The 13,982-nt window shown below is 68.7% G+C and carries 16 protein-coding genes, 1 tRNA gene and 1 riboswitch; of the genes, 6 read left to right on the top strand and 11 right to left on the bottom strand.

What is annotated here, in order from left to right:
* Window positions 1-5: 5 nt before the first annotated feature.
* Window positions 6-827: an ABC transporter permease gene (locus BLU79_RS25200; RefSeq protein WP_093908176.1), complete on the bottom strand. Its 822-nt coding sequence runs from the start codon at window positions 825-827 to the stop codon at window positions 6-8.
* A complete protein-coding gene (locus tag BLU79_RS25195; RefSeq protein WP_093908175.1) occupies window positions 820-1,620 on the bottom strand; it encodes an ABC transporter permease in 801 nt (266 codons plus the stop codon). The genes BLU79_RS25200 and BLU79_RS25195 overlap by 8 nt, the downstream gene beginning before the upstream one ends.
* A 235-nt stretch (window positions 1,621-1,855) precedes the next feature.
* On the opposite strand from BLU79_RS25195, the gene BLU79_RS25190 reads away from it, so the two are divergent.
* Window positions 1,856-4,243 carry a transglycosylase domain-containing protein gene (locus tag BLU79_RS25190; protein WP_093908459.1) on the top strand — a complete coding sequence of 796 codons (2,388 nt, stop codon included), beginning with the start codon at window positions 1,856-1,858 and terminating at the stop codon, window positions 4,241-4,243.
* Between the two features lie 32 nt (window positions 4,244-4,275).
* Here the strand turns inward: BLU79_RS25190 and BLU79_RS25185 are convergent, their stop codons facing one another.
* From BLU79_RS25185 to BLU79_RS25175, 3 genes are all read right to left on the bottom strand, one after another.
* Window positions 4,276-4,596, bottom strand: a complete 321-nt coding sequence (locus BLU79_RS25185; protein WP_093908174.1) for a DMT family transporter — start codon at window positions 4,594-4,596, stop codon at window positions 4,276-4,278.
* A 35-nt stretch (window positions 4,597-4,631) separates the two neighbouring features.
* Window positions 4,632-4,702, bottom strand: a riboswitch (guanidine-III (ykkC-III) riboswitch).
* A 56-nt stretch (window positions 4,703-4,758) separates the two neighbouring features.
* Window positions 4,759-5,115: a GroES family chaperonin gene (locus BLU79_RS25180; RefSeq protein ID WP_093908173.1), complete on the bottom strand. Its 357-nt coding sequence runs from the start codon at window positions 5,113-5,115 to the stop codon at window positions 4,759-4,761.
* A 54-nt stretch (window positions 5,116-5,169) separates the two neighbouring features.
* Entirely contained in the window at window positions 5,170-5,499 is a 330-nt protein-coding gene (locus BLU79_RS25175; protein ID WP_093908172.1) for a DUF3618 domain-containing protein, read from the bottom strand.
* 95 nt (window positions 5,500-5,594) lie between these two features.
* Here BLU79_RS25175 and bcp point away from each other — a divergent pair, with 95 nt between their 5' ends.
* Both bcp and BLU79_RS25165 read left to right on the top strand, forming a co-directional pair.
* Window positions 5,595-6,062, top strand: a complete 468-nt coding sequence (bcp, locus tag BLU79_RS25170) for a thioredoxin-dependent thiol peroxidase (RefSeq protein ID WP_093908171.1) — start codon at window positions 5,595-5,597, stop codon at window positions 6,060-6,062.
* A gap of 39 nt (window positions 6,063-6,101) precedes the next feature.
* A tRNA-Leu gene (locus BLU79_RS25165) sits at window positions 6,102-6,188 on the top strand.
* Window positions 6,189-6,211: 23 nt separating this feature from the next.
* Here BLU79_RS25165 and rdgB read toward each other — a convergent pair.
* The 4 genes from rdgB to BLU79_RS25145 form a co-directional block, all read right to left on the bottom strand.
* Window positions 6,212-6,817 carry an RdgB/HAM1 family non-canonical purine NTP pyrophosphatase gene (gene rdgB, locus BLU79_RS25160; protein ID WP_093908170.1) on the bottom strand — a complete coding sequence of 202 codons (606 nt, stop codon included), beginning with the start codon at window positions 6,815-6,817 and terminating at the stop codon, window positions 6,212-6,214.
* 42 nt (window positions 6,818-6,859) lie between these two features.
* Window positions 6,860-7,264, bottom strand: coding sequence for a hypothetical protein (locus BLU79_RS25155; protein ID WP_093908169.1), 405 nt, complete (start codon window positions 7,262-7,264; stop codon window positions 6,860-6,862).
* Between the two features lie 149 nt (window positions 7,265-7,413).
* A complete protein-coding gene (rph, locus tag BLU79_RS25150) occupies window positions 7,414-8,151 on the bottom strand; it encodes a ribonuclease PH (protein WP_093908458.1) in 738 nt (245 codons plus the stop codon).
* A gap of 97 nt (window positions 8,152-8,248) precedes the next feature.
* The gene (locus BLU79_RS25145) at window positions 8,249-8,482 is read right to left on the bottom strand and encodes a PTS sugar transporter subunit IIB (RefSeq protein WP_048583244.1); all 234 of its coding nucleotides are present in this window, start codon (window positions 8,480-8,482) and stop codon (window positions 8,249-8,251) included.
* A 127-nt stretch (window positions 8,483-8,609) separates the two neighbouring features.
* Here BLU79_RS25145 and BLU79_RS25140 point away from each other — a divergent pair, with 127 nt between their 5' ends.
* Together BLU79_RS25140 and BLU79_RS25135 are read left to right on the top strand one after the other, a co-directional pair.
* Window positions 8,610-9,899: a PTS transporter subunit EIIC gene (locus tag BLU79_RS25140; protein WP_093908168.1), complete on the top strand. Its 1,290-nt coding sequence runs from the start codon at window positions 8,610-8,612 to the stop codon at window positions 9,897-9,899.
* Window positions 9,900-10,068: 169 nt separating this feature from the next.
* Entirely contained in the window at window positions 10,069-11,334 is a 1,266-nt protein-coding gene (locus BLU79_RS25135; protein WP_093908167.1) for a PTS transporter subunit EIIC, read from the top strand.
* A gap of 135 nt (window positions 11,335-11,469) precedes the next feature.
* Here the strand turns inward: BLU79_RS25135 and BLU79_RS25130 are convergent, their stop codons facing one another.
* Entirely contained in the window at window positions 11,470-12,222 is a 753-nt protein-coding gene (locus tag BLU79_RS25130; protein ID WP_093908166.1) for an MBL fold metallo-hydrolase, read from the bottom strand.
* A 231-nt stretch (window positions 12,223-12,453) separates the two neighbouring features.
* On the opposite strand from BLU79_RS25130, the gene BLU79_RS25125 reads away from it, so the two are divergent.
* Window positions 12,454-12,975: a type II toxin-antitoxin system PemK/MazF family toxin gene (locus BLU79_RS25125; RefSeq protein WP_093908165.1), complete on the top strand. Its 522-nt coding sequence runs from the start codon at window positions 12,454-12,456 to the stop codon at window positions 12,973-12,975.
* 54 nt (window positions 12,976-13,029) lie between these two features.
* Here BLU79_RS25125 and BLU79_RS25120 read toward each other — a convergent pair whose 3' ends face one another.
* Window positions 13,030-13,980 (bottom strand): PLP-dependent cysteine synthase family protein, encoded by a 951-nt coding sequence (locus BLU79_RS25120; RefSeq protein WP_093908164.1) that lies wholly within the window; start codon window positions 13,978-13,980, stop codon window positions 13,030-13,032.
* Between the last annotated feature and the right edge of the window lie 2 nt (window positions 13,981-13,982).

Here is a 13,982-nt window from a genome sequence, read left to right as displayed (position 1 = left end):
CTCCCCTAACTCCCCGTGCTCCGATACGACCGCAGCCCGGTCCGCCACGCCAGACCGGCCAGCGCACAGCACGCCGCCGCCACCAGCGGTGAGGCGAAGGCCGTCCACTCGGGCAGGCCGATCGGGTACGGCCGCCCCAACACATAGGCGGCGGGCACCCAGTTGACGAAGGCGAGCGGCAGCATGAAGGTGACGCCGCGCACCAGGTCCTTGCCGAACACGGTCGGCGGATACTGCAGCAGCGTCGTCCCGCCGTACGTGAACGCGTTCTGCACCTCGGCCGCGTCCTGCGCAAAGATCTGGAAGGCCGCGCCCGCCACGAACACGGCCGAGAAGATCGCCGCACCGCTGATCACCATCACCGGCACCAGCAGCACCTTCGGCGCGCTCCAGTCGACGTCGATCGCGACCACCGCGTACCCGAGGACGACCGCGCCCTGGGTGATCCGGCCCAGGCGGCGCAGCGCGAAGCGGTCCGCGCCGACCTGGGCGAGCACCGGCGCCGGCCGTACGAGCAGCGTGTCGAAGGAGCCGTCGCGCATCCGGGCGCCCAGGACGTCCATCGAGCCGAGCACCAGGTCGGCGATCCCGAACGCCGTCACCGACAGCCCGTACAGGAAGGCGACTTCGGGCAGCGTCCAGCCGCCCAGCGAGTCGACCTGAGAGAACATCAGCAGGATCGCCACGAAGTCCAGGGCGGTCACGACGAGGTTGCCGAACACCGTGACCACGAAGGAGGTGCGGTAGGTCATGCTGGATCGCACCCACATCCCGGCGATCAGCAGATAGGCCCGCACTCCTTCGGCGAGGACGCCTCGCTCACCCACCCTGCACCACCACCCGCCGCGTCGCCGCCGACTGCAGCAGCCGTCCCGCCGTCAGCAGCACCACCGCCCACACCGCCTGGAAGGCGAACGCCCGCAGCGGATCGGTCTCCCCCATCAGCACGTCCGCCGGCATCTGGATCTGCGCCGCCCAGGGCAGCACCCGCACGATCTCGCCGAACACACCGGGGAAGGCGTTCAGGGGCAGCACCATGCCCGAGAAGAAGATCCCCGTGATCGTCAGGAACTGGTTGACGCCCATGCCGTCCAGCAGCCAGAACACGCTCAGCGCCGCCAGATAGCGGATCGCGAAGCTGACGACCATCGCGAGCAGGAGCGCGACCAGACAGGCCACCCATGGGCCGGGCTCCGTCGGCAGCGCCATCGGGAAGAACAGCGCGCCGAACGCGAACGGGATCACGCCCCGTCCCAGCATCTGGAACAGCGCCCGCCCCATGTCGCCCGCCAGCCACCATAGTTGGAGGTCGGCCGGCCGGTACAGGTCGACGGCGATCTCCCCGGTGCGGATTCGCTCCATCAGGTCCTTCTCCGCGCCGCCGCCCTGGATGGCCAACGTCGCGTAGAGGCACTGCCCGAGCCACACATAGGTGACGGCCTGCGCCTGGTCGTAGCCCCCGAGGTGCGGTTTCTCGTCCCACAGCGCCAGATACGTGTAGACGAGGATCACGCCGAAGACGGTGTTGGTGAACACCCCGGCCGCCGTAGCGGCCCGATATGTCGCGTATCGTCTGAACCCGCCCACCGCGACGGCTAAGTACAACCGCCCCGAGCCCACATCCACAGCCCTCCTCGCCCGCGCCAGGCACCGAAGCGCAGGAGCCTAGTGCGCGGGTGACGAGGGCTGCCAGCCGTTTTCCGGGACCGCCGACGCGAGAACCTGCTCACTTTCCTCGGACACGCGCCGGTTTCCGGGAACGGATCACCCGGTGCGAGAGTCTTCAAAGGGGGGCGCTAGTAGGCGTACGAGGCGTACGGGAACGTACGACGCGAAACAGGAGTCCGTGCACGACATGAGCGACGAGCAGCAGCCGCCACAGCAGCCGACCCCGAGCGCCGGTCGGCCGAAACGGACGGGCTGGCGGCGGATCATCCCGACCTGGCGGACGGTGCTCGGCACCTTCGTCATCGGCGCGTTGCTGCTGTTCGGGTTGTTCTTCCTCGGCTACTCCATGGTCAAGATCCCGCCGGCCAACGCGCTCGCCACCAAGCAGGCCAACGTCTATCTCTACGCGGACGGCTCCGTGATCGCCCGCGACGGCCAGGTCAACCGGGAGAACGTCACCCTCGCGCAGATCTCCAAGGACGGCCGGCACGCGATCCTGGCCGCCGAGGACCGCGACTTCTACACCGAGTCCGCGATCGACCCCAAGGCGATGCTCCGCGCCGCCTGGAAGACGGCCACCGGCGAGGGCAAGCAGTCCGGCTCCACGATCACCCAGCAGTACGTGAAGAACTACTACCTGGCCCAGGACCAGACCGTCACCCGAAAGGTGAAGGAGTTCTTCATCTCGATCAAGCTGGACCGCGAGAAGACCAAGGACGAGATCCTCGAGGGCTACCTCAACACCAGCTTCTTCGGCCGCAACGCCTACGGCATCCAAGCCGCCGCCCAGGCCTACTACGGCATCGACGCGGCGGACCTCGACCCGGCCCGCGCCGCCTATCTGGCCGCCCTGGTCAACGCCCCCAGCGAGTACGACGTCGTCGCCCACCCGGAGAACAAGGCCGCGGCGGTGGCCCGTTGGAACTACGTCCTGGACGGCATGGTCACCAAGGGCTGGCTCAGCGAGAGCAAGCGGGCGGGCATGAAGTTCCCGATGCCCAAGGAGGCCACGGTCTCCACCAACCTCTCGGGGCAGCGCGGTTACCTCGTGCGGATCGTGAAGGACTACCTGATCCAGAACAAGCTCGCCACCGAGGACGATCTGGAGGCCGGCGGCTACCGCATCACCACCACCATCCAGAAGGACAAGCAGGACGCCTTCGTCGACGCCGTCAACGACCAGCTGATCTCCAAGCTGGACAAGAAGAACAACAAGGTCGACACCTACGTCCGCGCGGGCGGCGCCTCCGTCGACCCGAAGACCGGCAAGGTCGTCGCGATGTACAACGGCATCGACTACGTGAAGCAGTACACCCCCAACGCCACCCGCCGGGACTTCCAGGTCGGCTCCACCTTCAAGCCGTTCGTGTTCACCTCGGCCGTGGAGAACGACTCCACCACGCAGGACGGCCGCCAGATCACCCCGAACACGATCTACGACGGCACCAACAAGCGTCCCGTGCAGGGCTGGACCGGGGGGAACTACGCCCCCGAGAACGAGGACCAGTACTCCTACGGCGACATCAGCGTCCGTACGGCCACCGACAAGTCCGTCAACTCGGTGTACGCGCAGATGGCCGTGGACGTGGGCGCCGAGAAGGTGAAGGACACCGCGATCGAGCTCGGCCTGCCCAGCACCACCCCGGAGCTCTACGCCTCCCCGTCGATCGCCCTGGGCGTGGCGCACGCCAGCGTCCTCGACATGGCGGAGGCCTACGCGACCCTCGCCAACCACGGCAAGCACGGCACGTACACCATGATCGAGCGGGTCACCAAGGACGGCGCCGACGTCATCGAGCTGCCGAAGCGCAAGACCACCCAGGCCATCAGCCGCGAGGCCGCCGACACCACCACCTCGGTCCTGCAGAGCGTGGTCGAGAACGGCACCGGCACCCCCGCCCAGGCCGCGGGCCGTCCGGCGGCGGGCAAGACGGGCACGGCGGAGGAGGACACCGCCGCCTGGTTCGCCGGCTACACCCCGGAACTCGCCACCGTCGTCGCGGTCATGGGCCAGGACCCGGTGACCGCCCACCACAAGTCCCTGTACGGCGCGCTGGGCGTGGACCGGATGAACGGCAGCGGCCCGCCCACCGCGATCTGGGCCCAGTTCACCAAGGCGGCCCTGAAGGGCAAGCCGGTCACCGAGTTCGACCTGGAGCTCCAGGAGGGCGCGGAGGTGCCCCAGTACCCGACGACCGACCCGACGAAGGGCGACCCCGGCACGGGCGGCCAGGACAACGGCGGCACCACCGGGGACACCACGGGCGGCCAGGACAGCGAGGGCCAGACCGGCGGTGAGACGCCGGGCGAGACGGACGGCGGCACGACGGGCGACACCACGACGGGCGGCACGGCCGACGGGGGCACGACCGACGGCGGCACCACGGGCGACACGACGACCGGCGGCACCACCGACGGCGGCACGACTACCGACGGCGGCACCACGGGTGACACCAGTACCGGCGGCACGGACACCGGAGGCGGTACCGGCGGCGACACCGGCGGGACGGACACCGGAGGCGGAGGGACGACGGGCACCACGGGCGGACCGCGGACCTCGATCCTCAACGAGTGAGCGCCGGGCCCGCTCGTGACCGCCGGCCCGGCTCAGTGACCGCTGGTCGCCTTGAGCCCCACCACGGCGACCAGCAGCAGTGAGACGAAGAAGATCCGCGCGGCGGTGACCGGCTCCCCCAGCACCGCCATGCCGAACACGGCCGCACCGGCCGCCCCGATCCCCACCCAGACGCCGTAGGCGGTACCGATGGGCAGGGATTTCGCGGCGTACGACAGCAGCAGCATGCTGGCGACGATGCCGGCGCCGGTGAACAGGCTGGGGACGAGCCGGGTGAAACCGTCGGTGTACTTCATACCGATCGACCAGCCGACCTCGAGCAGACCGGCGACGACGAGCAGAACCCAGGCCATGACAGGCACCTCCGAGACGTGGCGACGTTGAGCGGGGTGCGTCGTCTTTGCGTTCGCCCGGTACGGCGCGTCTCGTCGGGTTCCTTCAAAGCTAGCAAAGAGATAGGAAGACACAGGAAAAGGGGCTGGTGACGATGGTCACCAGCCCCTTGAACCGTTGAACTAGAGGTAGAGCCCCGTCGAGTCCTCCGACCCCTCGAACCGGTCGGCGGCGACGGCGTGCAGATCACGCTCACGCATGAGCACATACGCGACCCCGCGCACCTCGACCTCGGCACGGTCCTCCGGGTCGTACAGGACCCGGTCGCCCACCTCCACGGTCCGGACGTTCTGTCCCACCGCGACGACCTCGGCCCAGGCCAGCCGGCGGCCGACGGCCGCGGTGGCGGGGATCAGGATGCCGCCGCCCGAACGCCGCTCGCCCTCACCGGTGTCCTGCCGCACGAGTACTCGGTCGTGCAGCATCCGGATGGGCAGCTTGTCGTGGTGGGTGCTGTGCTCGTTTCTGTTGGCGCTCACGCCCTGAACCTACCTGCCTTTGCCACGTCCGTACGCCGCCGGGTTCGCCGTCACTCAGCCCTTGCGGCGCCGGGTGCCGAGCGCGAGCAGCCCCACGAGGCCGACGGCGACGAGCGCGACGGGCACGATCCGCTCCAGGCGGGGCGCCCCGTCGTCATGGGTGAACTTGGTCTTGACATCGGTCACCGCCCGGTTGACCCCGACGTAGGCCCGTCCGAGCGTGTGGTCGATGTTCGACACGACCTTGGCCTTGGCGTCGCCGACGATCGTCTTCGGGTGCACACGCACCCCGATCTCGTCGAGCGTCTCGGCCAGCACTGCGCGGCGGGCCCTGATGTCCGCCTCGATCTGCGCCGGGGTTCTGGTGTCCGACGTGTCCGCCACCGTACGGCCTCCGAAGTGAAGCTGATGCTGTTTGCGGACAGTCTGTCAGCTCCTCGCCGAACCGCACTGTCAGGCTCCCCGGTTAGGCTGGTCCGATGAGCGAGCGACTCCAGCCGGGGGACGTGGCCCCCGCCTTCACCCTGCCCGACGCCGACGGCAACGAGGTGTCCCTCTCGGACCACAAGGGCCGCAAGGTCATCGTCTACTTCTACCCGGCCGCCCTGACGCCCGGCTGCACCAAGCAGGCCTGCGACTTCACGGACAACCTGGAGCTGCTGGCCGGCGCCGGGTACGACGTCATCGGGGTCTCCCCCGACAAGCCGGAGAAGCTCGCCAAGTTCCGGGACAAGGAGTCCCTGAAGATCACGCTGGTCGCGGACGAGGACAAGGCGGTCCTGGAGGCGTACGGCGCCTGGGGCGAGAAGAAGAACTACGGCAAGACGTATCTCGGTGTCATCCGCTCCACGGTGGTCGTGGACGAGGAGGGCAAGGTCGAGCGGGCGCTGTACAACGTGCGGGCGACCGGCCACGTGGCGAAGATCATCAAGGATCTGGGCATCTGACCACCCGGCCCGGCCAGTAGCATGGCCGGGCAAGGTCACGCGGCCGTGGTGGAATTGGCAGTCACGCTGGGTTTAGGTCCCAGTGGGGTAACACCCGTGAGGGTTCGAGTCCCTCCGGCCGCACCATCTGCCTTCCCGAGCTGCTCCCGCTACGGCGCGAGCAGCTCTCGTACGACCGGCACGAGCGCCCGGAACGCCTTGCCCCGGTGGCTGATCGCGTTCTTCTCGGCGGGCTCCAGCTCGGCGCACGTCCGGGTGTCGCCCTCCGGCTGGAGGATCGGGTCGTACCCGAAGCCGTTGGTGCCCACCGGTGTGTGGCGCAGGGTGCCCGTCAACCGGCCCTCGACCACCCGCTCGGTGCCGTCCGGCAGGGCGAGCGCGGCGGCGCAGGCGAAATGGGCGCCGCGGTGGGCGTCGTCGATGTCGCCCAGCTGGGCCAGCAGCAGATCCAGGTTGGCCTTGTCGTCGCCGTGCCGGCCGGCCCAGCGGGCCGAGAAGATGCCGGGGGCGCCGTTCAGGACGTCGACGCACAGTCCCGAGTCGTCGGCGACCGCCGGCAGGCCGGTGGCCCGGGCCAGGGCATGCGCCTTCAACAGGGCGTTCTCGGCGAAGGTGACGCCGGTTTCCTTGACGTCGGGGATGTCCGGATAGGCGTCCGCGCCGACGAGGTCGTGAGGCAGGCCTGCGTCGGCGAGGATCGCCCTGAGCTCGGTGATCTTTCCGGCGTTACGGGTGGCGAGGATCAAGCGGGTCATGGGGACCAGTATCCCGGCCCCGCGGACCCGCTTTCCCGGGTATTACGGCGTGCAGACCTTGGTCAGCTCGCCGGCCGCGTCCGTGACCCCGCTGATGTCGGGTGTCTCGTCACCGTTCTCGACGGCCGTCTGGACCTCGACCAGGGCCTTGCGCATGTCCTCGGTCGCCTTGTCGAGATCGGCGTTGTCCGTCTTGCTGCCGATCTCGTCGAGGTTGTCCCCGATGGACTGGATGGACTCCTCGATCTGCGTCGGGTCGTTCGACGCGTTCTCCACGGCCTGCTGCAGTTCGGTCACGCTGTCGGCGATGGCGTCGGCGGTCTGGACGCAGTCCAGGGCCTTGTTGACGGCGTCGCAGCCGGTGGTCAGCCCGGCCGTCAGCCCGACTGCCGCGATGACTGCGGCTGCTGTGGCGATACGGCTCCGGCGGCGTCGGCTCGTGGCCATGGTTGACGTTCCCTCCCTGCCTCAGGCCTCGCAGGCCCCCGTTGTGCGTTGGCCGGGCGTACAGCGGTGTGCCGTACGCCCGTACCCCTAGTGACGCCGGGGAAGGCGGCGCGGTTGCCCGAAGCTGCGACTGGTTCTTGGTGTGCCCTTTACTTTTCGAGGACCGTATCAAGCGCCTTGCGCTGGAGTTCGGCCAGCTCCCCACAACCGGAAACGGCAAGGTCCAGAAGGGAGTTGAGCTCCTCGCGGGCGAAGGGCTCGGCCTCGGCGGTGCCCTGGACCTCGACGAAGCGGCCGTCGCCGGTGCAGACGACGTTCATGTCGGTGTCGGCCTTCACGTCCTCCTCGTAGCGGAGGTCGAGGAGCGGGACGCCGCCGACGATGCCGACCGAGACGGCGCTGACCGTGCCGGTGAGCGGCTTGCGGCCGGGCTTGATCAGCTTCCTGCCCTGGGCCCAGGCGATGGCGTCGGCGAGGGCGACGTAGGCGCCGGTGATGGCCGCCGTGCGCGTGCCGCCGTCGGCCTGGAGGACGTCGCAGTCGAGGACGATCGTGTTCTCGCCGAGCGCCTTGTAGTCGATGACCGCGCGCAGCGAGCGGCCGATCAGGCGGCTGATCTCGTGCGTACGGCCGCCGATCTTGCCCCGGACGGACTCGCGGTCGCCGCGGGTGTTGGTGGCGCGGGGCAGCATGGCGTACTCCGCGGTGACCCAGCCCTCACCACTGCCCTTGCGCCAACGCGGGACGCCTTCCGTGAAGGAGGCGGTGCACAGGACCTTCGTGTCGCCGAAGGAGACGAGGACGGAGCCCTCCGCATGCTTGCTCCAGGCGCGTTCGATGGTGACCGGGCGGAGCTGGTCGGGGGTACGGCCGTCGATTCGAGGCAATGAGGACATGGCGTGAGCCTAGCCGCACATGCGGAAGGGCCCCTCCCGCCAGGGGAAGGGGCCCTCAAGGGGTGAAGCCCGGGATGATCCCGCGGCTTCACATCATGTCTTCGATCTCCGCCGCGATCGGGTCGGCGTCGGTGCCGATGACGACCTGGATGGCCGTGCCCATCTTCACGACGCCGTGGGCGCCGGCGGCCTTCAGGGCGGTCTCGTTGACCAGCGCGGGGTCGCTGACCTCGGTGCGGAGCCGGGTGATGCAGCCCTCGATCTCCTCGATGTTGTCGATGCCGCCGAGCCCGGCGACGATCTTCTCAGCCTTGGTGGCCATTTCGTTCTCCTCACGCACTGTTGGCCCAACTTTACGAGCGGTTGCGTGGTGAGTGCCGAAGGATGACGTCACAGCAACCCCATCGCCGGTAACTGGTCTACACCACCTGACGGGCGGTCGCCAACCCATGAGTGCCGAGACCGAGACCTCGCCCGCACGCAGGCGGTGGCAGGCGGCGTTCCAGGCCTTGCAGAAGATGGGCCGCAGTCTGCAGCTTCCCATCGCCGTACTGCCGGCCGCGGGCATCCTCAATCGGCTGGGGCAGCCCGACATGTTCGGCGCGGACGGCCTGGGCTGGGACAACGTCTCCAGGGTGATGGACGGCGCGGGCAGCGCGCTGCTCGACGGCTCGCTCGGGCTGCCCCTGCTGTTCTGCGTCGGTGTGGCCATCGGCATGGCGAAGAAGGCGGACGGTTCGACGGCGTTGGCGGCGGTGACGGGGTTCCTCGTCTACTACAGCGTGCTGCGCGAGTTCCCGGAGGACTGCCCGGGGGGCTCGACGGCGGTCCCGAACGTCGGCTGCCAGGTGCAGGACGGGTCGGTGACCGTCTTCGAGTACCAGAACCCGGGCGTCTTCGGCGGCATCGTCATCGGCCTGCTGGCGGCCTGGTTCTGGCAGCGCTACCACCGGACGAAGCTGGTGGACTGGCTCGGCTTCTTCAACGGGCGACGGCTCGTCCCGATCCTCATGGCGTTCGTGGCGATCGTGTTCGCGGTGCTGTGCCTGTGGGTCTGGCCGCCGATCGGCGAGGCGCTGGAGAGCTTCAGCGACTGGATGAGCGACCTGGGCGCCTGGGGTGCGGGTGTGTTCGGTGTCGCGAACCGCGCGCTACTGGTCATCGGGCTCCATCAGTTCCTGAACGTGCCCATCTGGTTCCAGTTCGGCAGCTACACCAAGCCGGACGGCGAGGTGGTGCACGGCGACATCAACATGTTCCTGGAGGGCGACCCGACCGCCGGCCAGTTCACCTCCGGCTTCTTCCCGATCATGATGTTCGCCCTGCCGGCCGCGGCCCTCGCGATGACCCACTGCGCCAAGCCGCACCGCCGCAAAGAGATCGGCGGTCTGATGCTGTCGGTGGCGCTGACGTCGTTCGTCACCGGCATCACCGAGCCGATCGAGTACTCGTTCCTCTTCATCGCCCCGCTCCTGTACGCGGTGCACGCCCTGCTCACGGGCGTCTCGATGGCGGTGACCTGGGGACTGGGCGTGCACGACGGGTTCAGCTTCTCCGCCGGACTGATCGACTACATCATCAACTGGAACCTCGCGACGAAACCGTGGGCGATCATTCCGATCGGTCTCTGCTTTGCGGTCGTGTATTACGCGATCTTCCGTTTCGCGATCACGAAGTTCGATCTCAAGACACCGGGCAGAGAACCTGAGGACGAGGTCGAGGACGTCACAAAGGGCTGAGGAGTTACGGCCTGAGTTGACCAGAAAATCCCCCGGGAATCGCGGGTTCCTTATCTCACCTTCATCGTGCTACAACAGGTCTACACCACTGAGTGGTGTAGACCTGTCGCTGCCGTCCCCGTCCCCTCCCATGGTTCCCGGGCGGCGCCTTGCCCTCCAGGAGGAAGTTGTGACCACGGCCAGCGCCGCTCCCGCGGCCGAGAAGAAGAAGGGCGCCGGGGTGATGGCTGTGCTGCAGCGCATCGGCCGGAGCCTCATGCTGCCGGTTGCGGTGCTGCCCGCCGCCGCCCTCTTGGTACGCCTCGGCAACACCGACATGCTCGGACGCCCGGAGTTCCCCGGGTTCCTCACGAAGATCGCCTCCTTCATGGCGGCCGGCGGCAACGCCATTCTCGACAACATGGCGCTGCTGTTCGCCGTGGGCATCGCGATCGGCTTCGCGAAGAAGTCGGACGGTTCGACGGCGCTCGCGGCCGTGGTCGGCTACCTGGTCTTCAAGAACGTGCTCGGCACGTTCACCGACCCGAATCTCCCGCAGAAGGAGAGTGTGGTCGACGGCAAGATAGTCATGGTCGATGCACCGGTGGACGCCAAGGTCCTCGGCGGCGTGGTCATGGGCCTGGTCGTCGCCCTCCTCTACCAGCGCTTCTACCGCACCAAGCTGCCCGACTGGGCGGGCTTCTTCGGCGGCCGTCGACTGGTCCCGATCCTGTCGGCCTTCGCGGGTCTGCTCATCGGCATCGTCTTCGGCTACATCTGGCCGGTCCTCGGCGCGGGTCTGCACAACTTCGGTGAGTGGCTGGTCGGTTCGGGCGCGGTCGGCGCCGGCATCTTCGGTGTCGCCAACCGTGCGCTGATCCCGATCGGCATGCACCACCTGCTGAACTCGTTCCCGTGGTTCCAGGCCGGCGAGTACCAGGGCAAGAGCGGCGACATCGCCCGCTTCCTGGCCGGTGACCCGAGCGCCGGCCAGTTCATGACCGGCTTCTTCCCGATCATGATGTTCGCCCTGCCGGCCGCCTGTCTGGCGATCGTCCACTGTGCCCGTCCCGAGCGCCGCAAGGTCGTCGGCGGCATGATGTTCTCCCTCGCGCTGACCTCGTTCGTCACCGGCGTCACCGAGCCGATCGAGTTCACGTTCATGTTCATCGCGCCGGTCCTGTACGCCATCCACGCCGTCCTCACCGGCGTCTCCATGGCGCTGACCTGGGCACTGGGCATGAAGGACGGCTTCGGTTTCTCGGCCGGCGCGGTCGACTTCGGCCTGAACCTGGGCATCGCGACCAACCCGTGGGGCCTGGCCCTGGTGGGCCTGTGCTTCGCGGCGCTCTACTACGTGATCTTCCGGTTCGCGATCACCAAGTTCAACCTGCCGACGCCGGGCCGCGAGTCCGACGAGGAGCTCGCCGAGCTCCAGAAGGCCGAGGCGAAGTAGGCCTGGGCGAAGTAGGCCGACGGCCCTGCCGCGGACGCTCGAAGGCCCCGGAACCGAAAAGGTTCCGGGGCCTTCGGGCACATATTCGGGCGCATACGGGCCTGAACCCCGTACGGGCTGGTTCTCGACCGGCCGCTAGATCTCGTACGTCTGCCTCGGCGCCGCCAGCTCCACCGGACCGTCGTAGACCTCACGTGCGTCGGCCAGGTTGACCTGGGGGTCGGTCCACGGGGGGATGTGGGTGAGGACCAGACGGCGGGCGTTCGCGCGGGCCGCTGTCTGACCCGCCTCGCGGCCGTTGAGGTGCAGGTCGGGGATGTTCTCCTTGCCGTGCGTGAAGGCGGCCTCGCACAGGAACAGGTCGGCGTCGCGGGCGAGTTCGTCCAGGGACGTGCTGATGCCCGTGTCGCCGGAGTAGGTCAGGGTCTTTCCACCGTGCTCGATGCGGATGCCGTACGCCTCCACCGGATGGGCCACGCGCTCCGTGTGCACCAGGAACGGGCCGATCTCGAAGGTGGACGGCTTGACGGTGTGGAAGTCGAAGACCTCGCTCATGGACGAGGCGGTGGGGGTGTCGGCGTAGGCGGTGGTCAGACGCTGTTCGGTGCCCTCGGGTCCGTAGACCGGGATCGGGTCGCAGCGGCCGCCGTCGTGCCGGTAGTAGCGCGCGACGAAGTACGCGCACATGTCGATGCAGTGGTCGGCGTGCAGATGGCTGAGGAAAATCGCGTCGAGGTCGTAGAGACCGCAGTGGCGCTGCAGCTCGCCAAGGGCACCGTTGCCCATGTCGAGAAGCAACCGGAAGCCGTCGGCCTCGACGAGGTAGCTCGAGCAGGCCGATTCCGCGGACGGGAACGACCCCGAGCAGCCGACGACGGTGAGCTTCATGAAACAGAAACCTCCGCTGGCTGGAAATCCAGAGAATCCAGAAGATCGGTAATGGGGCGTCGGGGGTCGTGCGGTTCGTCGAGCGTAAGGCGCAAAACCTCCGGTCGCTCCTCCGCCAAGGTCGGTTGTGGGCGAACTCACCTGTGGTGTCACGCGTTCGGCTGGACGCGGGGAGTATGTGGCCGGAGAGAAGGCGCGCGGGGGTGGGCGCGCGCCGGTACCTTCGTGCGTATGGACACGTCCTGGTGGCTCGCGCTCGCGGCGGTGGTACTGCTCGCACTGGTCGCCACGCTCGTCGACGGGTGGGGGCGCAGACGACGGCCGCAGGGGCGGCGCACTCGCCCGCCGGGGCGGCCTGAGGACAGACGTGCTCGGGGGCGCACGTCGACTCGTCCCGAGCCTGCGGAGATCTGGTGGGCGAACGTGCCGTACGAGGACGGGCCGGAATCCAGAGGGGCCGCGCGTAGCGCGTCAGGTAGGGCGGTGGCGGGAGACGGGCGGGCGAAGGACCGGCCGTGTCTGGTGCTCGCGGTGCGCGGGCAGCGCGTCACCGTCGCGAAGATCACCAGCAAGTACCGCGACGAGCGGTACGGCGTGATCCCGTTGCCACCGGGGTCCGTCGGGGACACCCGGGGGCGGGCGAGTTTTCTGGAGACGGGTGAGCTGCGGGACGTACCGGTGTCGGACTTCCGGCGGCGGGTGGGGGTGATGGACCCGGTCGTGTGGGACCAGGTCCGTCACCTGGCGACGTAGGGCGCCGTCACTCGCCCTGTCGGGGCCTCGCGGACCCGGAGCCGGCGGACCGGCTCATGCCCAGAGCTGCCCCTGGAGCGTCTCGATCGCTTCCTCGGTGGTCGCCGCCGTGTAGACGCCGGTCGAGAGGTACTTCCAGCCGCCGTCGGCCACGACGAACACGATGTCGGCGGACTCCCCCGCGTTCAGTGCCTTCTTGCCGACGCCGATCGCGGCGTGCAGTGCGGCGCCGGTGGAGATGCCCGCGAAGATGCCCTCCTGCTGGAGGAGTTCACGGGTGCGGGTGACCGCGTCGGCCGAGCCGACCGAGAAGCGGGTGGTCAGGACGGAGGCGTCGTACAGCTCGGGGACGAAGCCCTCGTCGAGGTTGCGCAGGCCGTACACCAGGTCGTCGTAGCGCGGTTCGGCGGCGACGATCTTCACGTCCGGCTTGTTCTCGCGCAGGTAGCGGCCGACGCCCATCAGGGTGCCGGTGGTGCCGAGGCCGGCGACGAAGTGGGTGACCGAGGGGAGGTCGGCGAGGATCTCCGGGCCGGTCGTGGCGTAGTGGGCGCCCGCGTTGTCCGGGTTGCCGTACTGGTAGAGCATCACCCAGTCGGGGTGCTCGGCCGACAGCTCCTTGGCGACGCGTACGGCGGTGTTGGAGCCGCCCGCGGCCGGGCTGGAGATGATCTCCGCGCCCCACATGGCGAGCAGGTCCCGGCGCTCCTGCGAGGTGTTCTCGGGCATCACGCACACGATGCGGTAGCCCTTGAGCTTCGCCGCCATGGCCAGCGAGATGCCGGTGTTGCCGCTGGTCGGCTCCAGGATCGTGCAGCCCGGGGTGAGCCGGCCGTCCTTCTCCGCCTGCTCGATCATGTGCAGGGCGGGGCGGTCCTTGACCGAGCCGGTGGGGTTGCGGTCCTCCAGCTTGGCCCAGATACGGACGTCCTCGGACGGCGACAACCGCGGCAGGCACACCAGAGGAGTGTTGCCCACCGCGGCGAGCGGGGAGTCGTAGCGCATGT

This window comes from Streptomyces sp. cf386, from assembly GCF_900103585.1.
GTDB lineage: Bacteria > Actinomycetota > Actinomycetes > Streptomycetales > Streptomycetaceae > Streptomyces.
The sequence above is the reverse complement of the archived record's forward strand: the minus strand, read 5'-3'. Positions and strand labels throughout refer to the sequence as shown.